Source organism: Spirosoma aureum, from assembly GCF_011604685.1.
Lineage (GTDB): Bacteria > Bacteroidota > Bacteroidia > Cytophagales > Spirosomataceae > Spirosoma > Spirosoma aureum.
Genome location: NZ_CP050063.1, coordinates 6,055,001 through 6,078,947, shown reverse-complemented (window position 1 = coordinate 6,078,947; position 23,947 = coordinate 6,055,001). Strand labels below are relative to the sequence as shown.

18 protein-coding genes (1 of these 18 only partly in view) are annotated in these 23,947 nt (G+C 47.3%); 10 read left to right on the top strand and 8 right to left on the bottom strand.

Annotation, left to right across the window (positions count from 1 at the left end; genetic code table 11):
* Positions 1 to 41: 41 nt before the first annotated feature.
* Positions 42 to 917 (top strand): SDR family oxidoreductase, encoded by an 876-nt coding sequence (locus G8759_RS24175; RefSeq protein WP_167213822.1) that lies wholly within the window; start codon positions 42 to 44, stop codon positions 915 to 917.
* Between the two features lie 142 nt (positions 918 to 1,059).
* On the opposite strand, the gene G8759_RS24170 is transcribed toward G8759_RS24175, so the two are convergent.
* Positions 1,060 to 2,760 (bottom strand): DUF6909 family protein, encoded by a 1,701-nt coding sequence (locus G8759_RS24170; protein WP_167213819.1) that lies wholly within the window; start codon positions 2,758 to 2,760, stop codon positions 1,060 to 1,062.
* Positions 2,761 to 3,223: 463 nt separating this feature from the next.
* Between G8759_RS24170 and mtgA the strand changes: the two genes are divergently transcribed.
* The gene (mtgA, locus tag G8759_RS24165) at positions 3,224 to 4,057 is read left to right on the top strand and encodes a monofunctional biosynthetic peptidoglycan transglycosylase (protein WP_167213815.1); all 834 of its coding nucleotides are present in this window, start codon (positions 3,224 to 3,226) and stop codon (positions 4,055 to 4,057) included.
* A gap of 92 nt (positions 4,058 to 4,149) precedes the next feature.
* On the opposite strand, the gene G8759_RS24160 is transcribed toward mtgA, so the two are convergent.
* Positions 4,150 to 5,085, bottom strand: a complete 936-nt coding sequence (locus G8759_RS24160) for a carbohydrate kinase family protein (protein WP_167213812.1) — start codon at positions 5,083 to 5,085, stop codon at positions 4,150 to 4,152.
* A gap of 106 nt (positions 5,086 to 5,191) precedes the next feature.
* On the bottom strand, positions 5,192 to 6,568 hold the full coding sequence (locus G8759_RS24155) for an MFS transporter (protein WP_167213809.1): 1,377 nt from the start codon (positions 6,566 to 6,568) through the stop codon (positions 5,192 to 5,194).
* Between the two features lie 119 nt (positions 6,569 to 6,687).
* Between G8759_RS24155 and G8759_RS24150 the strand changes: the two genes are divergently transcribed.
* On the top strand, positions 6,688 to 8,124 hold the full coding sequence (locus tag G8759_RS24150) for a BamA/TamA family outer membrane protein (protein WP_167213805.1): 1,437 nt from the start codon (positions 6,688 to 6,690) through the stop codon (positions 8,122 to 8,124).
* Positions 8,125 to 8,386: 262 nt separating this feature from the next.
* Positions 8,387 to 10,336, top strand: coding sequence for an SPFH domain-containing protein (locus G8759_RS24145; protein ID WP_167213802.1), 1,950 nt, complete (start codon positions 8,387 to 8,389; stop codon positions 10,334 to 10,336).
* Between the two features lie 76 nt (positions 10,337 to 10,412).
* On the opposite strand, the gene G8759_RS24140 is transcribed toward G8759_RS24145, so the two are convergent.
* A complete protein-coding gene (locus G8759_RS24140; protein ID WP_167213797.1) occupies positions 10,413 to 11,732 on the bottom strand; it encodes an MFS transporter in 1,320 nt (439 codons plus the stop codon).
* A 528-nt stretch (positions 11,733 to 12,260) separates the two neighbouring features.
* On the opposite strand from G8759_RS24140, the gene G8759_RS24135 reads away from it, so the two are divergent.
* Both G8759_RS24135 and G8759_RS24130 read left to right on the top strand, forming a co-directional pair.
* Positions 12,261 to 14,015, top strand: a complete 1,755-nt coding sequence (locus tag G8759_RS24135; RefSeq protein WP_167213793.1) for an ABC transporter ATP-binding protein — start codon at positions 12,261 to 12,263, stop codon at positions 14,013 to 14,015.
* The gene (locus G8759_RS24130; RefSeq protein ID WP_167213789.1) at positions 13,999 to 15,762 is read left to right on the top strand and encodes an ABC transporter ATP-binding protein; all 1,764 of its coding nucleotides are present in this window, start codon (positions 13,999 to 14,001) and stop codon (positions 15,760 to 15,762) included. Before G8759_RS24135 ends, G8759_RS24130 begins: the two co-directional genes overlap by 17 nt.
* Before the next feature lie 22 nt (positions 15,763 to 15,784).
* Here the strand turns inward: G8759_RS24130 and G8759_RS24125 are convergent, their stop codons facing one another.
* Complete coding sequence (locus G8759_RS24125) at positions 15,785 to 16,717, bottom strand: sterol desaturase family protein (RefSeq protein WP_167213786.1); 933 nt, start codon at positions 16,715 to 16,717, stop codon at positions 15,785 to 15,787.
* Positions 16,718 to 16,933: 216 nt separating this feature from the next.
* Here G8759_RS24125 and G8759_RS24120 point away from each other — a divergent pair, with 216 nt between their 5' ends.
* Positions 16,934 to 17,518 (top strand): hypothetical protein, encoded by a 585-nt coding sequence (locus G8759_RS24120; RefSeq protein ID WP_167213783.1) that lies wholly within the window; start codon positions 16,934 to 16,936, stop codon positions 17,516 to 17,518.
* Between the two features lie 19 nt (positions 17,519 to 17,537).
* On the opposite strand, the gene G8759_RS24115 is transcribed toward G8759_RS24120, so the two are convergent.
* The 3 genes from G8759_RS24115 to G8759_RS24105 form a co-directional block, all read right to left on the bottom strand.
* The gene (locus G8759_RS24115) at positions 17,538 to 18,686 is read right to left on the bottom strand and encodes an energy transducer TonB (RefSeq protein ID WP_167213780.1); all 1,149 of its coding nucleotides are present in this window, start codon (positions 18,684 to 18,686) and stop codon (positions 17,538 to 17,540) included.
* Positions 18,687 to 18,937: 251 nt separating this feature from the next.
* A complete protein-coding gene (locus G8759_RS24110; RefSeq protein ID WP_167213777.1) occupies positions 18,938 to 20,008 on the bottom strand; it encodes a branched-chain amino acid aminotransferase in 1,071 nt (356 codons plus the stop codon).
* Positions 20,009 to 20,124: 116 nt separating this feature from the next.
* A complete protein-coding gene (locus tag G8759_RS24105; RefSeq protein ID WP_167213774.1) occupies positions 20,125 to 20,676 on the bottom strand; it encodes a cob(I)yrinic acid a,c-diamide adenosyltransferase in 552 nt (183 codons plus the stop codon).
* Positions 20,677 to 20,902: 226 nt separating this feature from the next.
* Here G8759_RS24105 and G8759_RS24100 point away from each other — a divergent pair, with 226 nt between their 5' ends.
* From G8759_RS24100 to tyrS, 3 genes are all read left to right on the top strand, one after another.
* Positions 20,903 to 21,412, top strand: coding sequence for a hypothetical protein (locus G8759_RS24100; RefSeq protein ID WP_162390238.1), 510 nt, complete (start codon positions 20,903 to 20,905; stop codon positions 21,410 to 21,412).
* A complete protein-coding gene (locus G8759_RS24095) occupies positions 21,405 to 22,634 on the top strand; it encodes an S-adenosylmethionine:tRNA ribosyltransferase-isomerase (protein WP_167213770.1) in 1,230 nt (409 codons plus the stop codon). Before G8759_RS24100 ends, G8759_RS24095 begins: the two co-directional genes overlap by 8 nt.
* Before the next feature lie 113 nt (positions 22,635 to 22,747).
* Positions 22,748 to 23,947, top strand: the 5' portion of a protein-coding gene (gene tyrS / locus G8759_RS24090; protein ID WP_167213767.1) for a tyrosine--tRNA ligase. It continues 102 nt past the right edge of the window; only the first 1,200 of its 1,302 coding nucleotides appear in the window; it begins with the start codon at positions 22,748 to 22,750; the stop codon falls past the right edge of the window.

Sequence of the window (23,947 nt, the reverse complement as noted above, 5' to 3'; positions counted from 1 at the left end):
CCTGTTGAACCAAAAATCTTTTTTAATCAGGAACAGTCTGTATGAAAACTTTAGTAATTGGAGGAACAGGAACCGTAGGGAGCCAGGTAGTAGCAGAACTTGTACGTAAACAGGTATCTGTGCGGGTATTAATTACTTCACCCGAAAAAGCAGCTTTATTGCCGGAAGGGGTCGAATTTGTGGTTGGGAACATGGATGAGCCCGGTACGTTGCCCAAAGCGTTTGCCGACATTGAAACCGTATTTTTATTGAACCGTCAGAGCAATACAGAAGCCGCTCAGGGCCAATATGCTATAGCCTCGGCCAAGCGGGCAGGGGTGCGCAAGGTCGTTTATCAGAGTATCCACGATGTTCGTAGAGCACCGCACGTACCGCATTTTCAGCCTAAAATAACCATCGAAAATGTACTGAAGCAATCGGGACTACAGTACGTGTTCGTTAGTCCCAATAATTTTTATCAGAACGATTTTTGGTTTAGCAAGGCCATTTCCGACTACGGAATCTACCCACAACCCATCGGTGATCGGGGGTTGAGCCGGGTCGATGTACGTGACATCGCCGAAGCTGCGGCAAACGTTTTACTGACTGATGCGTATGACGGACAAACCATTCCGCTGGTAGGGCCAACGGTGTTGACGAGTGCCGAAACCGTCAATATCCTGAGCGAGCAGCTTGGTTATGAAATTCGCTATGCCGGTAATAATCTTGATAGCTGGGCAGCGGAAGCCAGAAAGTCTTTGCCTGCCTGGATAGTTGAGGACTGGAAAAAAATGTATCAGTTCTTTCAGGATGAAGGCCTGGCCGCTTCTGCTGAAGATATTGCATTGATTACCCGTGTTTTAGGTAGATCACCGCGTAGTTACGAAGATTTTATTGCCGAACACGCCAGTGTGTTCGCACAACCGGTTGTTGCCTGACAGTCAGGAATATCGCATCTCCGGTCAGTGAGGTAAGTTGTATTGTTTTCAACTTGTCTCACTGACCGGAGTACTTTATTTTTTTAAGTAGATCAAGGTAATGCCATAGTGGAGTAGCGATCTGTACAAAAGATCGCCTAGGCTATGTCAGCACTTTTTCTAGACACTTCACCGTGATGAGGTAGGTTGGCTTTACGCCTAAGGTGCCCAGACTGCCAGATGCCAGCGTCGCCCCTGTAAGCAACGGATTATCAGATGCATAGTAAGCGTAGCGAACTTTAACATTCGTCGGAACACTATCTCGTATCTGTGACTGTGCCTGAATGGCTTTCTGATAATGAGCGCCTTCCATTTCAAGGCCGATCGCTTTCCAGGAGGAGTTTTTAAAGTAACTAAGCACGTCTTTATTCTGCAAGGATGTGCCCAGTACGGTAATCATTGCTCCTTCATACACACCCAAACCGTGACCTTCAAAATCCTCTTTGCAAAAATCATTTTTTAACGGATAGTTGTCGGCGGTACCTTCAAAAATGTGTGCGGTTGGAATCATCAGATCTCCTTTTTCGCCAGTCAGAATTCCGGCCTTCCCAATAATGGAAATCGAGGCCACATTCAACGGAAACGTTTCATCTCCTCGCTCAAAGGGTTTTAGTAATTCGTCCATTGTTTCAAACGCCTGCTCGCCGAAGGCATAATCCATAACCAGCAATAGTGGCTGTGTCTTCCGGATATGCTCCGGATCATGGGTAAGCTCCGATGAAAGCGTTGAGGTATTCAGCTGTGCTGTGTCAATGATCTGTACCAGCAGGCTGGTTCCGGCAATATCTTCCAGCAAGTGCATCCCATGTTCAGCGGCATAGCTAACGACCTGTTTTCGCAGTTCCCGCTGGGTTGGCTGACTTAATTTCAGCGCCAGATCGTATAGATTATCCCAGGTGGTAACATCAGCCAATGCGCCGGGTGCATACAGGCAATTCATGACACTGTGTGGATTGGCACTTATGATATGAATGGGGCGCTCCTGGAGGTTATGTTCCCAGATGTATTGTTTAATGCGCGTTGCCCAGCGTTCGCCATAGAGGTGCTGGCCAATCCGCTCGCGGAGCATAGGCGTAAAGTTGATCTCACGGGCTGTATTCGACTCGCGAATTTCCCGTACCGACACGCTGCCTAAGCCATAGACGATCTGGAACAGACCGTTGTTGGTACCGCTGTTTTCGGCAAACCGCTGATAGGCATGCTGTGTTTCCTCAAACGTTCTGCCAAGAATGGAGCTGAGGTACATTAAGGCCAGCTCGCGCTCATCGTCATTAACCGTTCCGCCCGACTGTATAATGGCTTCCAGTTTCTCCCATTCCCGTGTTCGGCTTCCCCGTTCCTGAAAAGCATTCCGCCTGATTTTATCGGCTTCCATGAACATGAATGTCAGGTGCGTCAGAATGTCATAGATTTCGCTGCGACCATTGGTAACTTCAATGACCATCTGCTCACTGTCGATCCGGTAACAATTGCGACGACGCTTGGCGGGAACCAGCACCGGGAAATGAGAATGTTCAAATCCCTCTCTGGAGGCTAGTGAAATAACCCGGCAGGATTCGATGCCTTTAGGGAGCCGATCCATGACATAAACAAGACCGTCTAATTCAACCCGTTGCGGGTCGCCAACCAATCCATAAATTTCGGGTTGAAGGATCAATAAAGCCCGACGAATTTCCTCGCCGGATACACCCGATGGCTTATAAAACCCCCGGTTAAACAAATGACGCATGGTAATGTACAACCGCTCAATGGCAACGCGCGACTCCTGAGCGCGGGTAAGTGGGGGAGAAGGAATTAGATCCATGAAAATGTGGCTAACGTAAGTTGGTTGCAAGTTACAGCGACTGCTTGGGTCATCCTGCATTATAGTTGAGAGGAGTAACAGGATTGACCGGATTTAAGTTGGCCTATTAATCATTCCGCTTATAGTTGGCCGTTTGCTAGAAGCTTTGATCGATTGAAAAGACGAGTTACACTGGCTAATTGGAAGCCGGTTCCCAAAACGACGATCAACCATTTAAACGGGCATGAACTCCGGTGATGCCTGCCAAAAGTTGGTTTGATGACCGAGTCAGTTACCGTACTAAAACAATTAGTAAACTGAGTGTCAATTAATAAAATGTCAAAGGCCTATTTCACGTTAAACCGGAGCAGGGCAGCGGAGTCTAAACAAGACTTGATGAATTAGGGGGCTTGATGAATAAAAGCACAATAATTCATCCACGCTACTGGAAAAATCTTCATTTTCGCGTAACAGACTCGCTTTTATGAATCCTCCTCAGCGCCCTGCTAATACATTCAGGACGGCTACTCAGCAACCCCGGCCAAAATTGGGCCATTCATCGGCACAACGTCTCCAGAAAGGTGGACGCTGGCAGCAGGCGCGTCGTTTTATTCGTGATCGACCCTTGCTGGAACGCGCTTACCTGTTCTGTATCAGAGTTTTACTCTGGTTATTTTTCGGTTCGCTTGGTTACGTGATCGCACTGAAATACGTGCCTGTTTTGATCACGCCTTTGGTGATTTCGCGCTGGATGGATACGATCGGAACGGATGAAAGTAGCCATGTTTATAAAAAATGGCGGTCTTACGATGAGATCAACAAAGAGGTTGCGCTCGCTGTCGTTTCGTCCGAAGACCAGGCTTTTCCCACACATTGGGGATTCGACTTCGATGAGATCCAGGATGCGATCAAAGAAAATCAGACTCGTAAACGTCCGCGCGGAGCCAGTACTATTTCACAGCAGGTTGCCAAAAATGTTTTTCTATGGAATGGTCGCAGCTACATTCGGAAAGGATTGGAAGTGTATTTTACGGCGCTTATTGAGTTGATATGGGGCAAAAAACGCATACTGGAAGTTTATCTGAACGTGGCAGAAACAGGCCCGATGACCTTTGGCGTAGAAGCTGCCTCAGAACGATTTTATGGGCACTCAGCCGCAACGCTCTCGCGCAATGAAGCCGCCCGAATTGCTGCGGTATTACCGAATCCGCGCCTGTTCTCCATAAAAAATCCATCGAATTACGTCCAGCGTCGAACGAAGCAGATTGCCCGGCAGATGCGCTACCTGGGCGGTCAGAAATATATCCGAAATTTGTAGTGGGTTTATCCTAGTCGGTTCGCTAACATATGAAGGGTAGTTGAAACGGAAAACCTCAACTACTCAACGGCAAATCGGACACTATAAACTGCCTATCGGTAAAGCAGCTTTCGGTCAATCTGACCGGGGAGTGGCCCCTGGCGAGTTAGTTTCATCTGGGCCAACGCAGCTCCCGACCGGGCGCACTGTTCAGGATCGAGACCATCGATAAACGCGGTCAGAAAGCCCGCCCAGTAGGCATCTCCAGCCCCCGTAACATCAACAACATCGACTTTTTTGCCCGGTACTCTGGCCTGTTGAGAACCGTTATCATAAGATACCAGACTACCATTTGGCCCCATTGTGAAACAGATGGTTGATGCACCCATTTTATGGAAATCACTCAGTATGCGTTCCGTTGGCTGTGTTTCACCATACAGCCGGACTGCATCATCTTCACTGAGTTTAACTAAAGCACCAGCCGAGCAGTAATCTGTTAGAACCCGCCATGCCTGTTCACGATCTGGCCAGATGCTGGGGGCATAGTTCGCGTCGATAGTAACCTGACAGCCAGCAGCCTGAGCGCGTTTGGCCGCATCTACAATGGCATCCTGAGCTGGTTGCCGGCTTAAAGCGAAGCAGGTTGTATGAAATAGTTGTGCCTGTGCCAGCAGGGAGTCGGGTATCTGTTCAGGTGTGATCTGGCAATCTGCATGACGATAGGCAACAAAATCGGGTGTGCCGGCCGTTCGTGAAACCAATACGATGGTTGTTGGTTCCAGTGGGTCACGAGTAATGAATTGAACGTCAACTCCAGCTTCGGCAACCTCGCGGGTGAGAAATCGTCCTATATTATCGTTCCCAACACAGGCGACCATGGCCGTTTTATTCCCAAGACGGGCCATGTTGGCGGCCATGTTTGCCGGACTTCCACCCTGATACCGCCTAAAGTCCAGGGAGTCGAGAAGGCTGGATGAAACATGATGGCCGATAAAATCGGCTAACAATTCGCCAACGGCGAGGAGCGTATAGGGGCGGGGAGTCGTCATAACGTGTTCTTAATAGGCAGTAGGCAGTAGACAGTCTTCAGTTAGCAGTTAACTTGTGTTACGACATTCTGTACTGTCTGCCAACTGAAGACTACCTACTGCCAAGTTAATTTCCCCCTGGATGAATTGGAAGAGCCGCTTCCTCACTCAGTTTATTTTCTTTGACCAGAAAACAGGCAACTGCCGCAAGGATCAGGCAAATACCACAAAGAATCAGAGCGTTGAGCGGATCGCTACCCAGTAAGTTTTTGTAGAGGAAGGGGATCGTGATCATGTTAATGATCTGGGGCACTACGATAAAACCGTTGAAAATACCCATGTACACACCCATTCGTTCTTTAGGAACCGATGACGACAGCAGTACATAAGGCATCGACAAAATTGACCCCCAGGCCAGCCCGACCATCGTCATACCGATCAGAAAAGCACTTTTATCGCTCGAAATCAGCATCGACAGAAAACCCAGCCCGCCGATCGTCAGGAAGGTAGCATGAGTAGCCCGGCGACCGATGCGGGCGGCAATGGCGGGCAAGAAAAACGAAATACCAAAGCAACCCACATTAAAGAGCGCAAAGCAGTCATTCCCTACTTCAATTCCTTTTTCGAATCCCGGCGATTCGGGTGATGGGGCATTAAAGGCATGTCGCGCAATGGCTAAGGAAAGGTACTGCCACATGAGGGGCAAGCCGTACCAGGTAAAAAATTTGACCCACCAAAGTTGACGCATGGTCGTTGGCATTTCTCGTAGTGCCACACCTACTTCGGTGAAAATACGCAACAGGCCACCACTCTCGCGTTTTTCACGCTCAAACGCGACCATGTCTTCGGGCGGGTATTCTTTAGTTGTATAAACGGTCCATAATACGGCACCCAGTACGGCCACCGCACCAACATAAAAAGCATACTTTACAAAGTCAGGAATACCGTTGGCTCCGGCCGCCACCATCGTTATACCAAACAGCGGCAATATGCGGGGCATCAGATTCGCCAGTGTTTGTCCGAAACCCACGAAGAAGCTTTGTACGGCAAACCCTAAGTCGCGTTGTTTATCATTTAATTTATCGCCAATGAACGCGCGAAATGGCTCCATCGATACATTAAGACCCGCATCCAGCATCCACATGAGACTGGCGGCCATCCAGAGCGACGTAGAATTAGGCATCAGTACCAGTGCAATGCTGGTGATCAGGGCGCCGATCAGGAAAAAGGGTTTCCGACGCCCCCACCGCTCTGACCATGTACGATCGCTCATGGCTCCAATAATGGGTTGCACCAGCAGACCTGTCATCGGCCCGGCCAGCCACAACGCCGGAATAGCTGATTCATCGGCATGCAGATACCGAAAAATGGGACTCATGTTGGCCTGTTGCAGACCAAATCCGTACTGGATGCCCAGAAATCCGAAACTCATATTCCAGATCTGCCAGAAACTCAACTGAGGTTTTGGTAAGGTTGTTGGTTTCTGAATTTTTTCGGTCTGCATGTACTGTATATTTTAAAGAGTAGCCGTAGCTTTATAGAATGCAGAACAATAATACACAGACGTTTGCAGGATACAGAGAAAAAGTTGTCTTATTTTTCTGAAAAGCCGTATTTTTAAGCATGATTCCGAACTGTCGGCTGTCCGTCGCTCTACTGCTCACGGCTTTTCTAGTAACTCTTCAAACCGCATGGGCGAATACGCCTGTAGACTCATCGCGGTCGGTTATTGTGCGGTCGGTTACGCTCAAAGGAAATTATCGTACCCGCGACCGGATCATTCTGCGCGAAATGACGCTGCATGTCGGTGATACGGTTCGGCTGGGCGATTTGGCCGGGCGGGTTGCCTGGGACCAGCGGAATATCAATAATACCAACCTGTTTGTGACGGTTGATGTCTCCACAGCACAGGTAACTCCCAATGATTCTACAGAACTTGGCTTGTTTGACCTGACCGTTACGATGAAAGAGCGGTGGTATCTGATCGCTTACCCGGTGTTCGATCTGGCCGACCGGAATTTCAACGAATGGTGGTATGATCGGGGCCGTGATTTTCGACGGGTAATTTATGGCGGCCGACTCAGTTATAAGAATGTGACGGGCAATAACGACCAGCTTCAGGTCATTTTTGAGCGGGGTTTTTCGCAGCGAACCGTTGTATCGTATGCGATGCCGTATATTGATAAGGCGCAACGGTTCGGGCTTCGGCTGGATCTGGCCTATATCACAAACAAAGAAATTCCGTATCGAACCCAGGCTGACAAGTGGGTTTATGTTAAAGACGAGCAGGTATTGCGGGAGCGCGCTTATGCTGGCCTGATACTGACGCATCGGCGTGGACTTTATCACTACCATGTTCTCGAAACGCGTTACACCCGCAATACCATTGCCGATACCATTGCCCGGCTAAATCCGGATTATTTTCTTGACGGCCGGACCCGTCAACAATACGTGGCCATGAACTACAGCTACCGATACGATCGACGGGATAATGTGTCCTATCCACTTCGTGGAACCGTATTGACCGGATTCGTTGGCGTCTCGGGCCTGTTACCGAAAGATGATTTTCATTATCTGGAATTGTCGGCCTCTATGACCCGCTACTGGTCGTTAGGTGGTCGTTTTTATGCTGCCAGCAGTGTGCGTGGTCGTTCCAGCTGGCCGACGCGCCAGCCTTATTTCAACCTGCGTGGGCTGGGCAGCTCCAGCGAAATGGTGCGGGGATATGAGCTTTATGTCATCGACGGGCAACGATCGGGTATCTGGCGAAATAGTTTTCGTTATCAACTCTTTAACACCCGAAAACAGCTGAACTGGCTTCATGTCAGGCAGTTTAATACAGTACCGATTTCTGCCTATATTACGGTATATGGCGATGCGGGTTATGTGAGAAGTACCGTGGCCGAGCAATACCAAAGCCAACTGGCGAACCGCTTACTCCTGGGAACGGGTATGAGCCTGGACGTGGTAACGTTCTATAATTTTGTGGTGCGATTGAGTGGTTCCATCAATCGGGAAGGCAAGGGCGGCTTCTTCTTTAATCTTGCTCAGGAATTTTAAGTAGGCCACTCATCAACACCCCTGCACATTTTGACCTTTGGGTAACCAATCATCCAAATTTGGGACCCTGTAATTTGCTCGTGCCCTACATTTGACGCGTCAATCTGACCAACTAGTATCTACCCCAATGTAGGCACCCTGTTTCCTTCGCTACCTCTTTCTCCGACTTCAATAGCTCGTGTGATGAGTAAGAATGTGCATTCCCTTTCATTTGTTCGCATATCAATTTATTGTCTCTTAACCAGTTAAACCTTGTTTATTCATGGAACTACTTCCACTTATTTCGACCTGGAGCTGGGCAATCCTGCTCTTTCTTGCCGTTGTGCTCTATAAATGGGTACTTCGTTTTTTGTTCGGGATGGTCATTGTACCCGAAGACCGGATTGGTCTGGTGACCAAAAAATACGTGCTTGTTGGCAATGATCGTGGCCTGCCTGATGGACGGATTATTGCTACAAAAGGAGAGGCCGGTTATCAGGCTCAGACGCTTGCACCGGGTCTTTACTGGTGGTTATGGCCCTGGCAGTATGGTATTACCATGCAACCCTTTACGGTTGTGCCAGAAGGAAAAATTGGCCTTGTACTTTCTAACGATGGAACTGAGCTGCCAACCGGTAATATTCTGGCCCGTCGGGTAGATTCCGATAATTTTCAGGATACTGAACGCTTCTTATCGAGCGGAGGGCAAAAAGGGCGCCAGACTGCTATGCTTACGCCAGGTACTTACCGTATCAATACGTTCGCCTTTACGATCACCATTGCCGATATGACCGTTATCAAGGAGAATATGGTTGGCATTATTACTACTCTGGATGGTGCACCCTTGCAGCCTGGTCAGATTGCCGGTAAAAATATAGAGGGCCATAATAACTTCCAGGACGCTGATTCTTTCCTGAAAAATGGCGGTAATCGGGGTCTCCAGCCACAGGTTGTTCTGGCGGGTTCCTACTACATAAATCCCTGGGCAGTGCAGATCGAAGAGATTCCGATGACTGAAGTACCAATCGGTCACGTTGGTGTCGTCATCTCCTACATTGGCGAAGACGGTGAGGATCTAACGGGCGAGGCCTTCAAACACGGCAACATTGTTCGACGGGGTTTCAGGGGTGTATGGATGGAACCACTTGGGCCAGGTAAATACCCGATTAACACCTTTACGATGAAAGTTGAAGGAGTGCCGACAACGAACCTAGTGCTGAACTGGGCCAACGCCCGCACTGAAGCCCACGCACTCGACCGTAATCTCTCGACCATTACGGTGCGTTCAAAAGACGGTTTCCCGTTCAATCTGGACGTAGCGCAGATTATTCACATTCCATCGGCAGAAGCGCCAAAAGTCATTGCGCGTTTTGGGAGTATGACTAACCTGGTTTCGCAGGTGCTCGAACCGACCATTGGTAACTATTTCCGGAACTCAGCGCAGGATTCTGATGTGATAGCCTTCCTGAGTACCCGTAAAGAACGGCAGGAAGCCGCTCGGGAACACATCAGGGCAGTTTTGGAGGTCTATAATGTGAATGCCGTCGATACCCTCATCGGTGATATCGTACCGCCAGACAGTCTGATGAAAACGTTGACCGATCGGAAAATAGCCCAGGAAGAAGAGAAGACCTACGAAACCCAGCGAATGGCGCAGGAAAAACGGCAGGGTATGGAACGCGAAACGGCTTTGGCCGATATTCAGCGGGAGGTTGTAAAAGCACAGCAAAGTGTTGAAATCGCTCAGCGAACTGCCGATGCCGCCGTGAAAAAATCGGAAGGGGAGGCTCGTAGCCTGAAACTTCAGGTTGGGGCTGAATCAGAAGCAACCAAAGTTCGTGCCGAGGCCAACGCCGAAGCCCGTCGTCGGCAGGCGGCTGCTGATGCCGAAGCCACCAAGCTGACGGCCGATGCTGAAGCCGAGCGGATTGCCAAAACAGGCGCTGCTGAAGCCGAGAAGATACTGGCCATTGGTCGCTCGACGGCCGAAGCCTATGAACTACAGGTAAAGGCGATGGGCGATGAGAACTTTACGCGCTTCAAGATTACGGAAGAAATTGGTAAAGGCCATATTCGCGTCATCCCCGACATTGTCATAAATGGCACCGGCAATGGATCTGAAGGTTCGCTGAACGGGTTAATGGGTTTAAAACTTCTGGAGCAGATCGAAGAACGAAAAAGCGGTCAGGCTACCAAAATTGTAGATGTGACCTTGCCGATGGAGGGTAAATAGTGATAAGATCAAACAAGAAGCCCGACGCGCAAACGTCGGGCTTCTTGTTTGATCTTACGCATTTTAAAAAATGCTATTACGATACCACTTCGGGTTTTGGGGATTCTGTTGGCTCATCAAGATTTACCATCTCCATGCGTGGCGTAAAGAAGTGCATGATTGCCCACGCGATCAGATACGCACTGCCACAAATAATGAAGATCAGGTTATAACCGCCATTCAAATTACCAGCTGCTTTGTACGTGTCTAATAACCAGCCAACAAGCAATGGGAACAAGATACCGCCTACTGAGCCAGCCATACCCCCGATACCAATTACAGAGCTCAATGCTTTCTTTGGAAAAACATCGGAGGCCGTTGTATAAATATTGGCGCTCCATGCTTGGTGCGCGGCTGCTGCCAGACTAATCAGCGCTACGGCCTGCCAGATATCAGTAGCATACCGGGCCGCCATAATCGGTACAACAGCCACGGCAAACAACAACATAGCCGTCTTCCGGGCTCTGAATACACCCCAGCCCCGCCGAATTAAATAGGATGATAGATAACCCCCGCCAATACTACCAATGGTTGTGGCTGTGTAGACGATCACAAGAGGCAGGCTTGGTTTTTTGAGATCCAGATTGAAGGTTGTCGAGAAATAGGAGGGAAGCCAGAATAAGAAAAACCACCAGATCGGGTCGGTCAGCATTTTGCCAAAGACAAATGCCCAGGTTTGCCGGATACCAAATAGCTTGCCCCACTGAACGGGCTTGGCATTTACGGATTCTACCTCATTATCACTATGGATATAAGCCAGTTCAGCCTGTGTTACACGTTTTTGGCGAGCAGGCACTTCGTAATAAATGATCCAGAAAATTAACCAGATAAAACCGATGGCACCCGTAATGATAAAGGCTTCTTCCCAGCCATAAGCGCCCAGAATCCAGGGGACCATAACGGGGGCGACTACAGCGCCGATGTTGGCTCCGGAGTTAAAAATACCCGTTGCGAAGGCTCGCTCTTTTTTGGGAAACCATTCGGCCACGGCCTTGATCGCTGCCGGGAAGTTACCCGATTCGCCCAGGCCGAGGGCAGCCCGTGCAACACCAAACCCGAATGTGCTAGTGGCAAAGGCGTGAGCAATGGCGGCAAAACTCCAGGCAATTAACGAAATGGTGTACCCTAATTTAGTGCCGATGCGGTCAATAACTCGGCCAAAGAGCAGTAAGCCAATGGCATAAGCCGTTGCAAAGGCCATTACGATCCGGCTATAATCGGTTTCGGTCCAACTAAATTCGCTTTCAAGAGAAGGCTTAAGCAGACCAATTACCTGCCGGTCGAGGTAATTAATGGTGGTGGCAAAAAACAGTAGAGTAACTACCGTCCAGCGAAAGTTTCCGGGCTTGTTTTCCATCAGTTGTATTCTGTAAGTGGGGTGATGAAGGCGATTACGTTAGTCAAATCGGAAAATAATTACGGTCAAACGCTCTATCCTCAAAAGGTATTTTTGCTGATTAGCTTAGGTTATCTGGCCAGCCTGACCCTTCAGCATTCCTATGCTGGTTTTAAGAAAAGCTATTCTTACCCGAAACCTACTTTAGTTTCAGTTAATTCTAATCAATTGTTAAGCACAAATAAGGAGTTCAAGATGGTGGAATTGACGGGTTAATTCCCCAGGAATTGTTGAATTATTTTCCATCTTCTTGATTATCAATAATTTGTATTTGATTTGGTTCGCTTAAATAAAATAGATATGTAATCGGTAAGGGTATCAAAAAAGCGGAGCTGATTGCCGGTTTGCCTTAAAGTACCGATTTGCTCCTACATGTATTTGGCTAACTAAAAACAAATTGCTTTAATCCACAAACTAGTTTATCTGACTACCTTTGGGCAGCCGTTGATTCGCAGCCAACGACTCCTATTTTCGGAGAATACAACCATCATGGACAAAGCTACAATAAAACCGGAAGCGCCTAAAAAGGCTCCTTCTCCTTTACTGAGCCTGCTAAAGCCGTATTCCAGAATGATCATTTTGTTGATCCTGTTTGCACTGATCAGCAACGGGGTGAACTTGTTATTACCAATGATCATCTCGCATGGAATTGATGATTACACCGCCGGGAAATTTGTGCTTAAAACCATAGTTATTGAGTTTCTGGCGGCTGCTCTATTCATTTTTGTTTTTACCTACCTGCAAAGTATCATTCAAACCTATGCTTCTGAGCGGGTGGCGAAGGATTTACGAACCCAACTGGCCGATAAAATTTCGCGCCAGAGCTTTGCGTATATCCAGCAGGCTAATCCATCTCGTTTACTGACAAACCTGACCTCCGACATTGACTCGGTCAAGACGTTTGTTTCACAAGCCGTTGTCTCGATCGTTTCCTCGTTATGCATCATCATCGGAGCAAGTATTCTGCTCCTGAGCATCAATTGGAAACTCGGGTTAACCGTGCTGGCTATCGTGCCCATTGTGGGTATTACATTTTACGTGTTGATGCGTAAAGTGCGAACACTGTTTAAACGGAGCCGCGAGGTTGTCGACTGGCTGAATAAAGTCATTAACGAAAGCGTTCTGGGTTCAGCCCTGATCCGGGTTATCAATTCGCAACAGCTTGAATACGATAAATTCCTGGCGGCTAATACAGATGCCAAAGATCTGGGATTAGCCATTTTACGTCTGTTTGCGGCCCTGATTCCAGTTATTAGTTTCACCGCTAACATGGCAGCATTGAGCATTCTGGTGATGGGTGGTCATTTTGTCATTACAGGCAGTATGTCGCTGGGCGATTTTGCTGCTTTCAGTAGTTATCTGTCACTGCTGATTTTTCCGATTATTATGCTTGGCTTTATGAGTAACGTCATTGCACAGGCGTCGGCTTCGTATGAACGGGTCAATCAGGTTTTACAAGCACCTGAAACGATGAAAACTGGGACAATTGACCGTGCACTTGCCGGTGATATTGATGTACGAGACGTTTCGGTTAACTATGACGGGAAGCCTGCTCTTAAAGACGTTTCGTTTTCAGTGAAAGCAGGTACCCAAACGGCTATTGTTGGCCCAACGGCAGCTGGCAAGAGCCAACTACTATATCTCTTAACAGGCCTTATTAACACGTCGGAGGGTAGCGTTGAATACGACGGTCAGCCGATCGACCAGTATAATGAGGATACATTTCACCAGCAAGTCGGCTTCGTCTTTCAGGACAGTATTATCTTCAATATGAGCCTTCGCGAAAACATTGCGTTTAGCGATACAGTCACGGATGAGTCGCTCGATAAAGCAATTGATACGGCCGAACTACGCGGGTTTATCGACTCGTTGCCACAGAAATTACAAACTGTTGTTTCTGAGCGCGGAGCCAGCCTTTCGGGTGGTCAGAAACAACGGATAATGCTGGCACGTGCTTTGGCACTTAATCCTAAAGTATTGCTGCTCGACGATTTTACCGCTCGTGTCGATACGAATACGGAACAGAAAATTGTGCAGAATATTCAGAAGAACTACCCCGGATTAACGCTGATTTCAGTAACGCAAAAGATTGCTTCCATTGAAGATTATGAGCAGATTATTTTACTGATGGAAGGTGAAATCATCGCCAAAGGCACTCATCCTGAATTGATGAGCAGTAGTCCCGAATACGTTCAGATTTACCAGTCGCAACGCAGTACAAGTCAGTATGAACTACGATCTTAATCAGTTTGTCGGACAGAAAGAAGAAAAAAACGCCACTTACAAAGCCCTTCGGAAATTACTGGCGCTCATTGACGATGAACAGCGGACGTTGATACTGGCGTTTGGTGCGATCCTGATCAATTCGAGCCTGATCCTGCTTGGGCCTGTAATCATTGGACGAACCATTGACCAGTATGTTGTCACCAAACAATATGCCGGGGTTCTGACCAATGCGGCCATTCTGCTTGGGATCTATATAGTCGCATTCGGGACAGGGTACATGCAAACCCGGTTAATGGGCGGAGTAGGACAGCGAACGTTATTTAAGCTTCGCAATGCCGTGTTTACAAAATTGCAGGAACTTCCCGTCGCATTTTTTAACCAAAATAAAGCGGGCGATCTGATTTCACGCGTCAACAACGACACCGATAAACTAAATCTGTTTTTTTCGCAGGCACTCATGCAGTTTGTCAGTAGTATTTTCCTGATGACGGGGGCCGGATTGTTTTTGTTGTTTATCAATTTACCACTCGGAGCCGCAGCCTTATCGCCTGCATTGCTCCTATGGGTATTTACGAAGGCAACCTCAGCTTGGGTGAAGCGGAAGAATGCACTCAATTTGAAAAGCGTTGGCGATATGAGCGCCGAGATTCAGGAAAGCCTGAATAACTTCAAAGTGATCATTGCTTTTAATCGACGCGACTACTTCCGGAAACGGTTTGATGAGGCCAATCAGACTAATTACAAAACGGCGGTTGGCGCTGGTTTAGCCAACAACGTTTACATGCCGATTTATGGGATTTCGGCAAACCTCGGCCAACTCGTTGTGCTTACATTCGGAATCTACCTGATTGCAACCGGCTATTTTACAATCGGTTTGCTGATCAGCTTTCTGGGTTACATCACTAATTTCTATAATCCGCTTCGGCAACTGGCTACCTTATGGGCAAGCTTTCAGGTTGCATTGGCCGGATGGGACCGTATTGCCCACCTTCTGTCGCTACAAACGAATCTAACAACGATTGAGAATCCATTAACCGTACCGACGTCTTCGTTATTATCATTTCAGGGCGTTTCATTCAGTTATCCAAATGGTCAGGAAGTTCTTCATAACATCAGTTTTGATCTGGAACGTGGGAAAACCTACGCCCTGGTTGGCCCGACTGGTGGTGGTAAAACCACGACTGCCTCGTTGATTGCCCGGCTCTATGACCCAACTACCGGAACCGTACTGCTTGACGGAAAGGACATTCGGGCCTATAGTGCCAAAGAGCGTACTCAGAAGATCGGCTTTATTTTGCAGGAGCCCTTTTTGTTTACGGGTACGGTTCGTGACAATATTCTGTATGGCAATGAGCAGTATCAGCAATATTCAAATACGCAACTGACTGAGGCTATCCATAATGCTAATCTGGAAGAACTGCTGGAACGCTTTGAGGAAGGACTTGAGACAAAAGTCCAGACGAGTGGTGATGCCATTAGTCTGGGGCAGAAACAGCTCATTGCGTTCATGCGGGCCGTATTACGTAACCCTGATCTGCTGATTCTGGATGAAGCTACGGCGAATATCGACACGATTACCGAAAAGCTTTTAGATGAAATCCTGCAGAAATTGCCCGAAAAAACAACCCGCATCATTATCGCCCATCGCCTGAATACCATTGAAAGTGCCGATGAAATATTTTTCATCAATGCAGGCCAGGTCACAAAGGCGGGATCACTCAACGACGCGGTCGATATGTTACTGCATGGAAAGCGAGTGAGCTAGGAAACAAATCATAACCTGCTTATTAGGCTGCCATGCGTTCTTCAGCTAACTCCTGTTCAGTCAACCGTTTTTTCTCTTCTGCAATTTTTACGGGGCTACCAAAAATATAGAATAGTTTCTTACGAAATCCTCGGGCGTTCCGAACGTCGTTAACCATATCGGTAAGCTCGTGAAAATTGATAAAGAATGGATTGGCCTTGTTCGGAATATTCGTTGTAATGCCGTAAATAACGGGTTCTTCTTCGGGTTGAAAAGTGCCGAATATTCGATCCCAGAAAATAAAGGTAGCGCCGAAGTTTTTGTCAATGTATTTCTCCTGCGAGCCATGATGGACCCGATGGTTCGATGGCGTCGCGAAAATGTACTCGACCCAGGCAGGCATACGCCGGATGTATTCAGTATGCACCCAAAACTGAAACAAGACAGCAAGCTGGTTCGTCACAAAGAAAATAACAGGATGAAATCCCATGAACGCGACCGGTAAAAAGAAGATAATTTTCAGGTGCTGAATCCAGCTCAGTCGGTAGGAAACCGTCAGGTTGTAATGCTCACTGGAATGATGAACCACATGGGTAGCCCACCAGAATCGTTGCTCATGCGAAACGCGGTGAGCCCAGTAACTGAAAAAATCATAGATGATGTAGCAGGGAACAAGTGTCCACCATTGCAACTCCATGCGCCAGGGTAACAGGTTGTAAACCCAGATACACAAATACAACAGCCCCAACTTGAGGGCTGCACTAACAACTAAATTGCCAAGACCCACCAGAATGGAGCCAATGGTTTCTTTCTTTTCGTAAAAATCTCGTTCCTGGTAATAGGTAACCGCCATTTCAATAGCCGTAAAGAGCAACATGACCGGCACTGCCCATACGATTATATTCGGTATATTTTTTTCTAGATTATGTATGCTGTCAAATGGGATTTTATCTGCACCAAACAAAGAAAAAGGCATAACGATAAGTATTTATTAAAATCAGGGATACTGATAAGAACCCATATTAAGTTTTTGAGTTCGATTTTGAGTTCGATTGCCCGGATTAGTAAAATATAAAATTGATATAATACTGTTTCAGGCCGACTTGGTCCAACAGGACAATATCACCTTTGAAAGGACAACCTTCAACATGTTGAGCCAATGCGCTAACTTTGCGAAATCAATCTCAATAGCATGAATAGATATTTTACTGTCGTTGTCTCGTTCGTTCTACTATTTTCTTTCGATAGCTGCCAAAACCAGCAAAAAGCTGACAGTCAGAAAGGTGATTCTACTACTGTTACTTCCTCCGTTACCGAAACGGCAACAGATATCGTAACAACAGGTCGCCTGGCCGATCTTGGCCTCACAACCAGTAGCGATTGGCGTGGTATTAACCTCGGTGATGATTTTGGTAAGGTTAAAGCCACTGAAAAAGGGGAAGCATTTGAGAGTGATGCAACACACAGTGGCTACACGGTTGAATTTAAAAACCTGGAATCTGCCGATATGCTCTATTATCAGGCAAATCAGAAAGTGTCGGCGATCAATGTTGATCTGTTTCTAAATAGTCGTCAGTCGGTCACTGATTATCAGAAGGATTTAGCTCCTTATTTTACGGCCAGGTATGGTGCCTCGAAACCGGGCAACGGCGGTACTGTCTGGACTGGTCCAAAAGGAGAAACAATTATCCTGAAAGATGTCTCAAAAGGCAAAGATTTTGGCTTGAAGATAAAGATACTTCCTGCGGGTGGGGCCGTAACGGCTTCGGCGAAATAATGGTTGTCACGCGCTGATTTTACCGGTAATAGCCCCATACCTCTTTGCTGGTAATGCCTTTCTTTGAAATAGCATAAGGCACCACAAATTCATCTAAAACAATGCGGTTGCCAACCCGGTCGGTAGACAATCGATTAATTGGAATATGAGGGCCAGCCTGTTCGTAGGAATTGGTGAAGGTGAATGTAACTGGGAGCACATAGTTCCCGATATAGGTTGGATCCAGATTGGGCAGTTTTTCAAGCGCATTTTGCACGAGTTGGGCAAATCCAAATCCGACATTGTCTGGACTAAGGATTGTAACCCGGCTAACTTTGCCCAGTGAGTCTATGTCGAATCCCGCATAAACGCGCCCATAAATTCCCTGATTACCAACCCAGTTTGGATAAATGATCTTGGAATGGAGTAGTTGATTAAATAATGGATTCTGACTCAACGGATACGTTGCTGTCCGTGCTACGGCCATCAGGGAATCGTAATAGTTGATGATATCGACTACCTCGAACAAAGTCAGGTTCTTATCAGGAATTTTTGCCGCTATTTTTTCCGATTGCTCATAGAATATATCCAGAAGCGAATTTTTAGATAAGCTTATCAGGTCGGGCCGGGCGCCTGCTTTCTGAATGTAATAATTAGTTTGGGTTCGGTAAATGCTGGAGTTAAGAATATCCTTATTGTGTTTATTGTTTATAATTTCAGAACTATTCATTGGCTCAAGCCGCTTGGTTAAGCTTTTAAGGAATTTAGTCGGCCCGTTGTGAACGATCGATGCATACTGGTAATAATTGATCCCAACCAGACTACTCTGCTGGCGAACAAACTCAATTCCATTGATTGTGAATAGTTCCGGTGTAATAATCTTGACAGCAGAGTCCCCGGCAAACTGACACAAAATTTCACTGGTTACCAGGTTATAAGCTAACCGGCAATTAATTTCTTTCCCCGACCTGTCCAGTAGGACTTTACCTTCCTGCCAAACGGGATAAGTCAGGAAGGGACTTCCCAGAACCGTTACTTTATTATAAGCCGTTGAATTTATCCTTGCGGAACCATATACATCCATCGTCGTCATTACCTGGCCTTTTTCATCCTGATAGACAGTATATTGACCATACGTTTTAAGAGAAAAGACTGATAAGAGGCAGAAAAGAAAGGTAAGCCGGATCATACAAATTGAGCAAATGCAATTATGTGAATAGATATAGGCGCGCTAAATAGGAGTTTTGTGATAAAAATATAAAATATAGTAAGAAAATTATAGTGTATGGTATTGATCCCATGACTTTCGCTTCGAGCCGTGCCACGGTTATTCTATATCATCACGAGTAACCGTGGCACGGCTCGAAGTGAAAGTCCTGCCTACAATGCAGAAGCCCCGACCAACTGGCCGGGGCTTCTGCATTGTAGTGAAATCAGGAATTATACTGTGTGCATCCAGTTAAAGGTATCTTCAACTTTGCCAGTACGAAGGTCGGCCAGATAGTTTCTGACGCGAACGGCAAACGACTCTTCCGGGGCAAATTCTGGTAGCATGTAATCCTTGCCATTATAGCCAATCAGAGAATAGGGCGACGAACCCACCGCTGTTCCGGCACCGAAGGCTTCGGTTAACCGACCGGTTTCAATACCGCTGATTACCTCTTCGATCGATACCAACCGCTCTTCCACGTCAATACCCCAACTGCGGGCAATCTGCAAAATCGAATCGCGGGTAACACCTTTCAGAATGGAATCAGATGTGGCTGGGGTCACTAATTTACCGTCGAGCATGAACATGATGTTCATCGTGCCTGATTCTTCAATGTATTTGTGCTCACGGGCGTCGGTCCAGATCAACTGATCATAACCCTGTTGCTGAGCCAGCAAAGTTGGGTACATCGATCCGGCGTAGTTACCCGCGCATTTCGCATAACCTACACCACCTGGAGCCGAGCGAATGTACTCCGTTTCTACTTTCAGTTTCGGCGGATTCGAATAATAAGCACCAACCGGACAGGTGAAAATGCAGAAACGATAGGTCTTCGACGGAGCAACGCCCAGGTAGGTGTCCGTTGCGAACATATACGGGCGAACATACAGCGAGCTGTCGGGCGTAGTAGGAACCCAGTCCGCATCGACGCGTAGCAAAGCCTCCAGACCACCCATAAATACTTCTTCGGGCAACGTGGCCATGCACATACGCTTGGCTGACTCGTTCATGCGCTCAAAGTTCATGTAAGGCCGAAACATCATTACCTCACCTGATTCATTTTTGAACGCTTTCATGCCTTCAAAAATAGACTGACCGTAATGGAGCGACGATAGAGCCGGACTTAGCGTGAAATTGTCGAATGGTACAATCATTTGATTCAGCCATTGACCATCAATAAAATCGGCCACAAACATGTGGTCCGAGAAATGTTTTCCGAAAGGCAGATGATTAAAATCTACCTCCTGAATCCGGGAGCGTTCCGCTTTCCGCAATTCAATTTGCAAGACGTCCGTCGTCATAATCAGGGTATTGGTTAATGAGTTAGGCGGGATAAGCACCACCTGAGGCAAAGCTAAAAAAATAGATTGAGTTAATTTAGTTGTCAAGACAACTTTTTTTTAGAGGTCCTTAACAATCATGTTCTGGGTTTCCAGACAACCTCTTCAGCCTCCAATTCCTGTGCCATTTTGCGGCTGAGCACAAACAGATAGTCAGACAGTCGGTTAAGGTATTGCAATACCAAATCATCTACTGGCGATTCGTCATTTAACGCAATAACCAATCGTTCGGCCCGACGGCAAACGGTTCGGGCCAGGTGGCAGAACGACACCGATTCATGCCCGCCCGGTAAAACGAACGCCCGTAGTTCCGGCAATTCAGCATCCATCAAATCCATTGCCTGCTCAAGCACAGCAACATCGTCAGCAATAATGGCAGGCATGGCTCGCTTTACTGCTTTTTCCGGATCTGTAGCCAGTTCGGCTCCAACCGTAAAAAGCCGGTCCTGAATTTCTTTCAATAAATCTTTTTGGCTGATATTGACCGGCTGATCGCGTACCAGGCCAATCCAGGAGTTCAGTTCATCGACTGTGCCGTACGCATCAATGCGTAAATCGGCCTTGCTCACCCGACGCCCTCCAATCAGGCCGGTCTGACCTTTATCGCCCGTTTTTGTGTAAATCTTCATCTTGACAGAATGAATGCCACAACGAACGTTGAACGAGCAACGCTGCCAGTGGAGCAGGAATCGTGTTCAATGAGCGCATCGTGTAATTCATATAATATACTGAGTGAGGTAGCTAAACTAAGAGATTTTCCCGTTCGGGCCGTACCTTTGCGCCCTGATTTTAACGAGCTGATTGCAAGGAATGAGTTATGGCTTGTTCATTTGTTCGCTCTATTACTCTTTTTAGATGAAAGCAAGTATCTTTTTTGTCCGGACCTGGCGTATTATGTCCATTCTCGGATTATTGTTCGCACTTTTTAACAGCTATATCTCGTATCCCGGCGAAGTTGTCGTTCGTTTCGATGATTCAAACCAGCCGCTTCAAACCATTGACCGCGAGACGATCTTTTACATTGCCGTTGCCATCTTTCTGATCAACAACACAATGATTAGAGCAATTTCCCGATTGTTTCTTCGTCTTCCAACAGCTAGTATCCCTGTTCCCAATCAAGCGGTTTGGGCCACACATCGTTCGCAATTAAACGAAGTTTTCAGCAATTGGTTCTATGCACTCATGGCGGCTATCAATACGGTTCTGGCCTTAGAGCTGATTGTTCTGTCGCTGGTTAATCGCTCAGATCGCGCCATTAAAGCCGTTGATTATGCCTGGCTGTTGCCACTCAGTACGGCTATTCTGGTTATTGTATTGGTCGCTTTACCGATTCGTTTGTTCATGAAACCGGGTGACGATGACTGAACACAAAGAACTACTGCTGAGCCAGTTTCAGTACGATCTTCCCGACGATCGTATAGCGCGTTTTCCGTTACCTCAGCGCGATGCATCGAAACTTCTCGTTTATCGTAAAGGGCAGATCAGACACGAACGGTTTGCCAGCCTGCCTGATTTACTACCTGCGGATAGCTTTCTTGTGTTCAATAATACAAAGGTCATTCCGGCGCGGCTGCATTTTACGAAACCCACCGGTGCGCTCATCGAGCTTTTTTTGCTGAACCCATTCGCGAGAAATTCCAAAGAAGGGACACTACCCATTAGTCTGGCAATGGAAGCGACTGGTGAGGCTATCTGGCAGGGAATGGTCGGCAACCGGAAACGCTGGCGACCTGGCGAAGTACTCGAAATGACGCTTGAAACGCCAGGAGAAAGTGTAGTACTTTCTGCCAGTTGGTATGATTACGAGCAGTCGGCTGTTCAACTGCGTTGGCAACCTGTCGAGTTTACATTTGCCCAAATTATTCAGTATGCGGGTGAAATTCCGTTACCACCCTATCTGAAACGCGATGTGACCGACGCTGATCGGGATACATACCAAACCGTATACTCAAAGCAGGAGGGGGCTGTCGCTGCGCCAACCGCCGGATTGCATTTCACGACTGGTGTATTCGACCAACTGACCAAACGCCGTATTGAGCATGACTACCTGACATTGCACGTGGGAGCGGGCACCTTCCAGCCAATCAAAACAGATGATGTTCTTCAGCATCACATGCACACGGAGCAGGTTGTATATTCCCAGACGAATCTACGAAACCTGTTAGGGCATCTCGATTCGGTGATTGCTGTCGGTACGACCTCAATGAGAGCTCTGGAGAGTTTATACTGGATGGGCGCAAAATTGTTGGCCAACGATCCCGAACCGTTTTCCCTAAACCAGCATTATGCTTATCAGCTTACGCCAGGTCAGCAGCCATCCACTGAGCAGGCACTTCAGGAGGTGCTAAACTACCTGACTAATACAGGCCAGGAAACGATTGTTGCCCATACCGGTATCTACATCACCCCTGGCTACAGGTTCAAACTGTGCAAAGGAATCGTCACGAATTTCCATCAGCCGGGCTCGACACTGATTCTGCTTATAGCCGCACTGATTGGGGATGACTGGAAACAGGTATATAAGGAAGCACTTGTCAACGACTATCGATTCCTGAGTTATGGCGACTCGTCGTTGCTTTTGCCGTAAAACACTAATTTTGCAACCTTTAAAGAACGAAAGTGTGAAAGTGCGAAAAATGACGCCCTCTCAAACCGCGCTTTCGCTCTTATATTCCGCTTCGGCGGCCCGATTTCACTCTTATGAACTTTATCGAAGAACTCCGCTGGCGGGGTATGTTGAACGACATGACCCCCGGCACTGAAGAACAACTCCAGAAAGAAATGACGGCAGGCTATATCGGTTTTGATCCAACAGCCACGTCGCTCCATATCGGGAATCTTGCTACCGTAATGCTCCTTGTGCATCTTCAGCGGGCAGGTCACAAACCCTTTGCGCTGGTTGGTGGAGCCACCGGTATGATTGGCGATCCATCGGGTAAAGCTGCCGAACGCGAGTTTTTATCTGAAGAGACGTTACGCCGAAATCAGGAAGGAATACGGGTGCAATTGAGCAAGTTTCTTGATTTCGAAAGCGGAACCAATTCTGCTGAAATGGTTAACAATTACGACTGGTTCAAGGAAATTTCGTTTTTAGGATTCCTCCGCGAAGCAGGAAAACATATTACCGTCAATTACATGATGGCAAAGGACTCGGTTAAGAAGCGGCTCGAAACAGGGATCTCTTTTACTGAATTTTCTTACCAGCTATTACAGGGGTACGATTTTTACTGGTTATATAAGAATAAGAATGTTCGTCTACAAATGGGAGGTTCTGACCAATGGGGAAACATAACCACGGGCACAGAACTAATTCGTAGAAAAGAAGGTGGCACAACAAGTCATTCGGAGGAGCATCTGGCGTATGCATTGACCACACCCTTGGTAACCAAAGCTGATGGTACTAAATTCGGGAAGTCAGAGAGCGGTAATGTCTGGCTTGACCCAGCCTTAACTTCACCTTACCAGTTCTACCAGTTTTGGCTGAATACAACGGATGCCGATTGTCCGCGTCTGATTCGCGTCTTTACGCTTCTCACGCGCGAAGAAATCGAAGAGCTGGAAATTCAGCATGCAGAAGCACCACATTTACGAATCCTGCAAAAAGCGATTGCAAAGGACGTAACCATCCGTATTCATTCGCAGGCTGGATATGATTTGGCCGTGAAGGCCTCCGAAGTGTTGTATGGCAAGGCAACACTCGAAATGCTTCGATCCATCCAGGCCGACGAGTTCGATGTTATTTTTGAAGGTGTTCCTCAGACAGAAATAACTGCTGATGAATTAGCCAATAGTAAAGACATTACCGATTTACTATCAGTTGCCAGTAGAGGAGAAGTATATGCATCAAAAGGTGAAGCACGGCGGGCGATCACACAAAATGCAGTCAGTATCAATAAAACG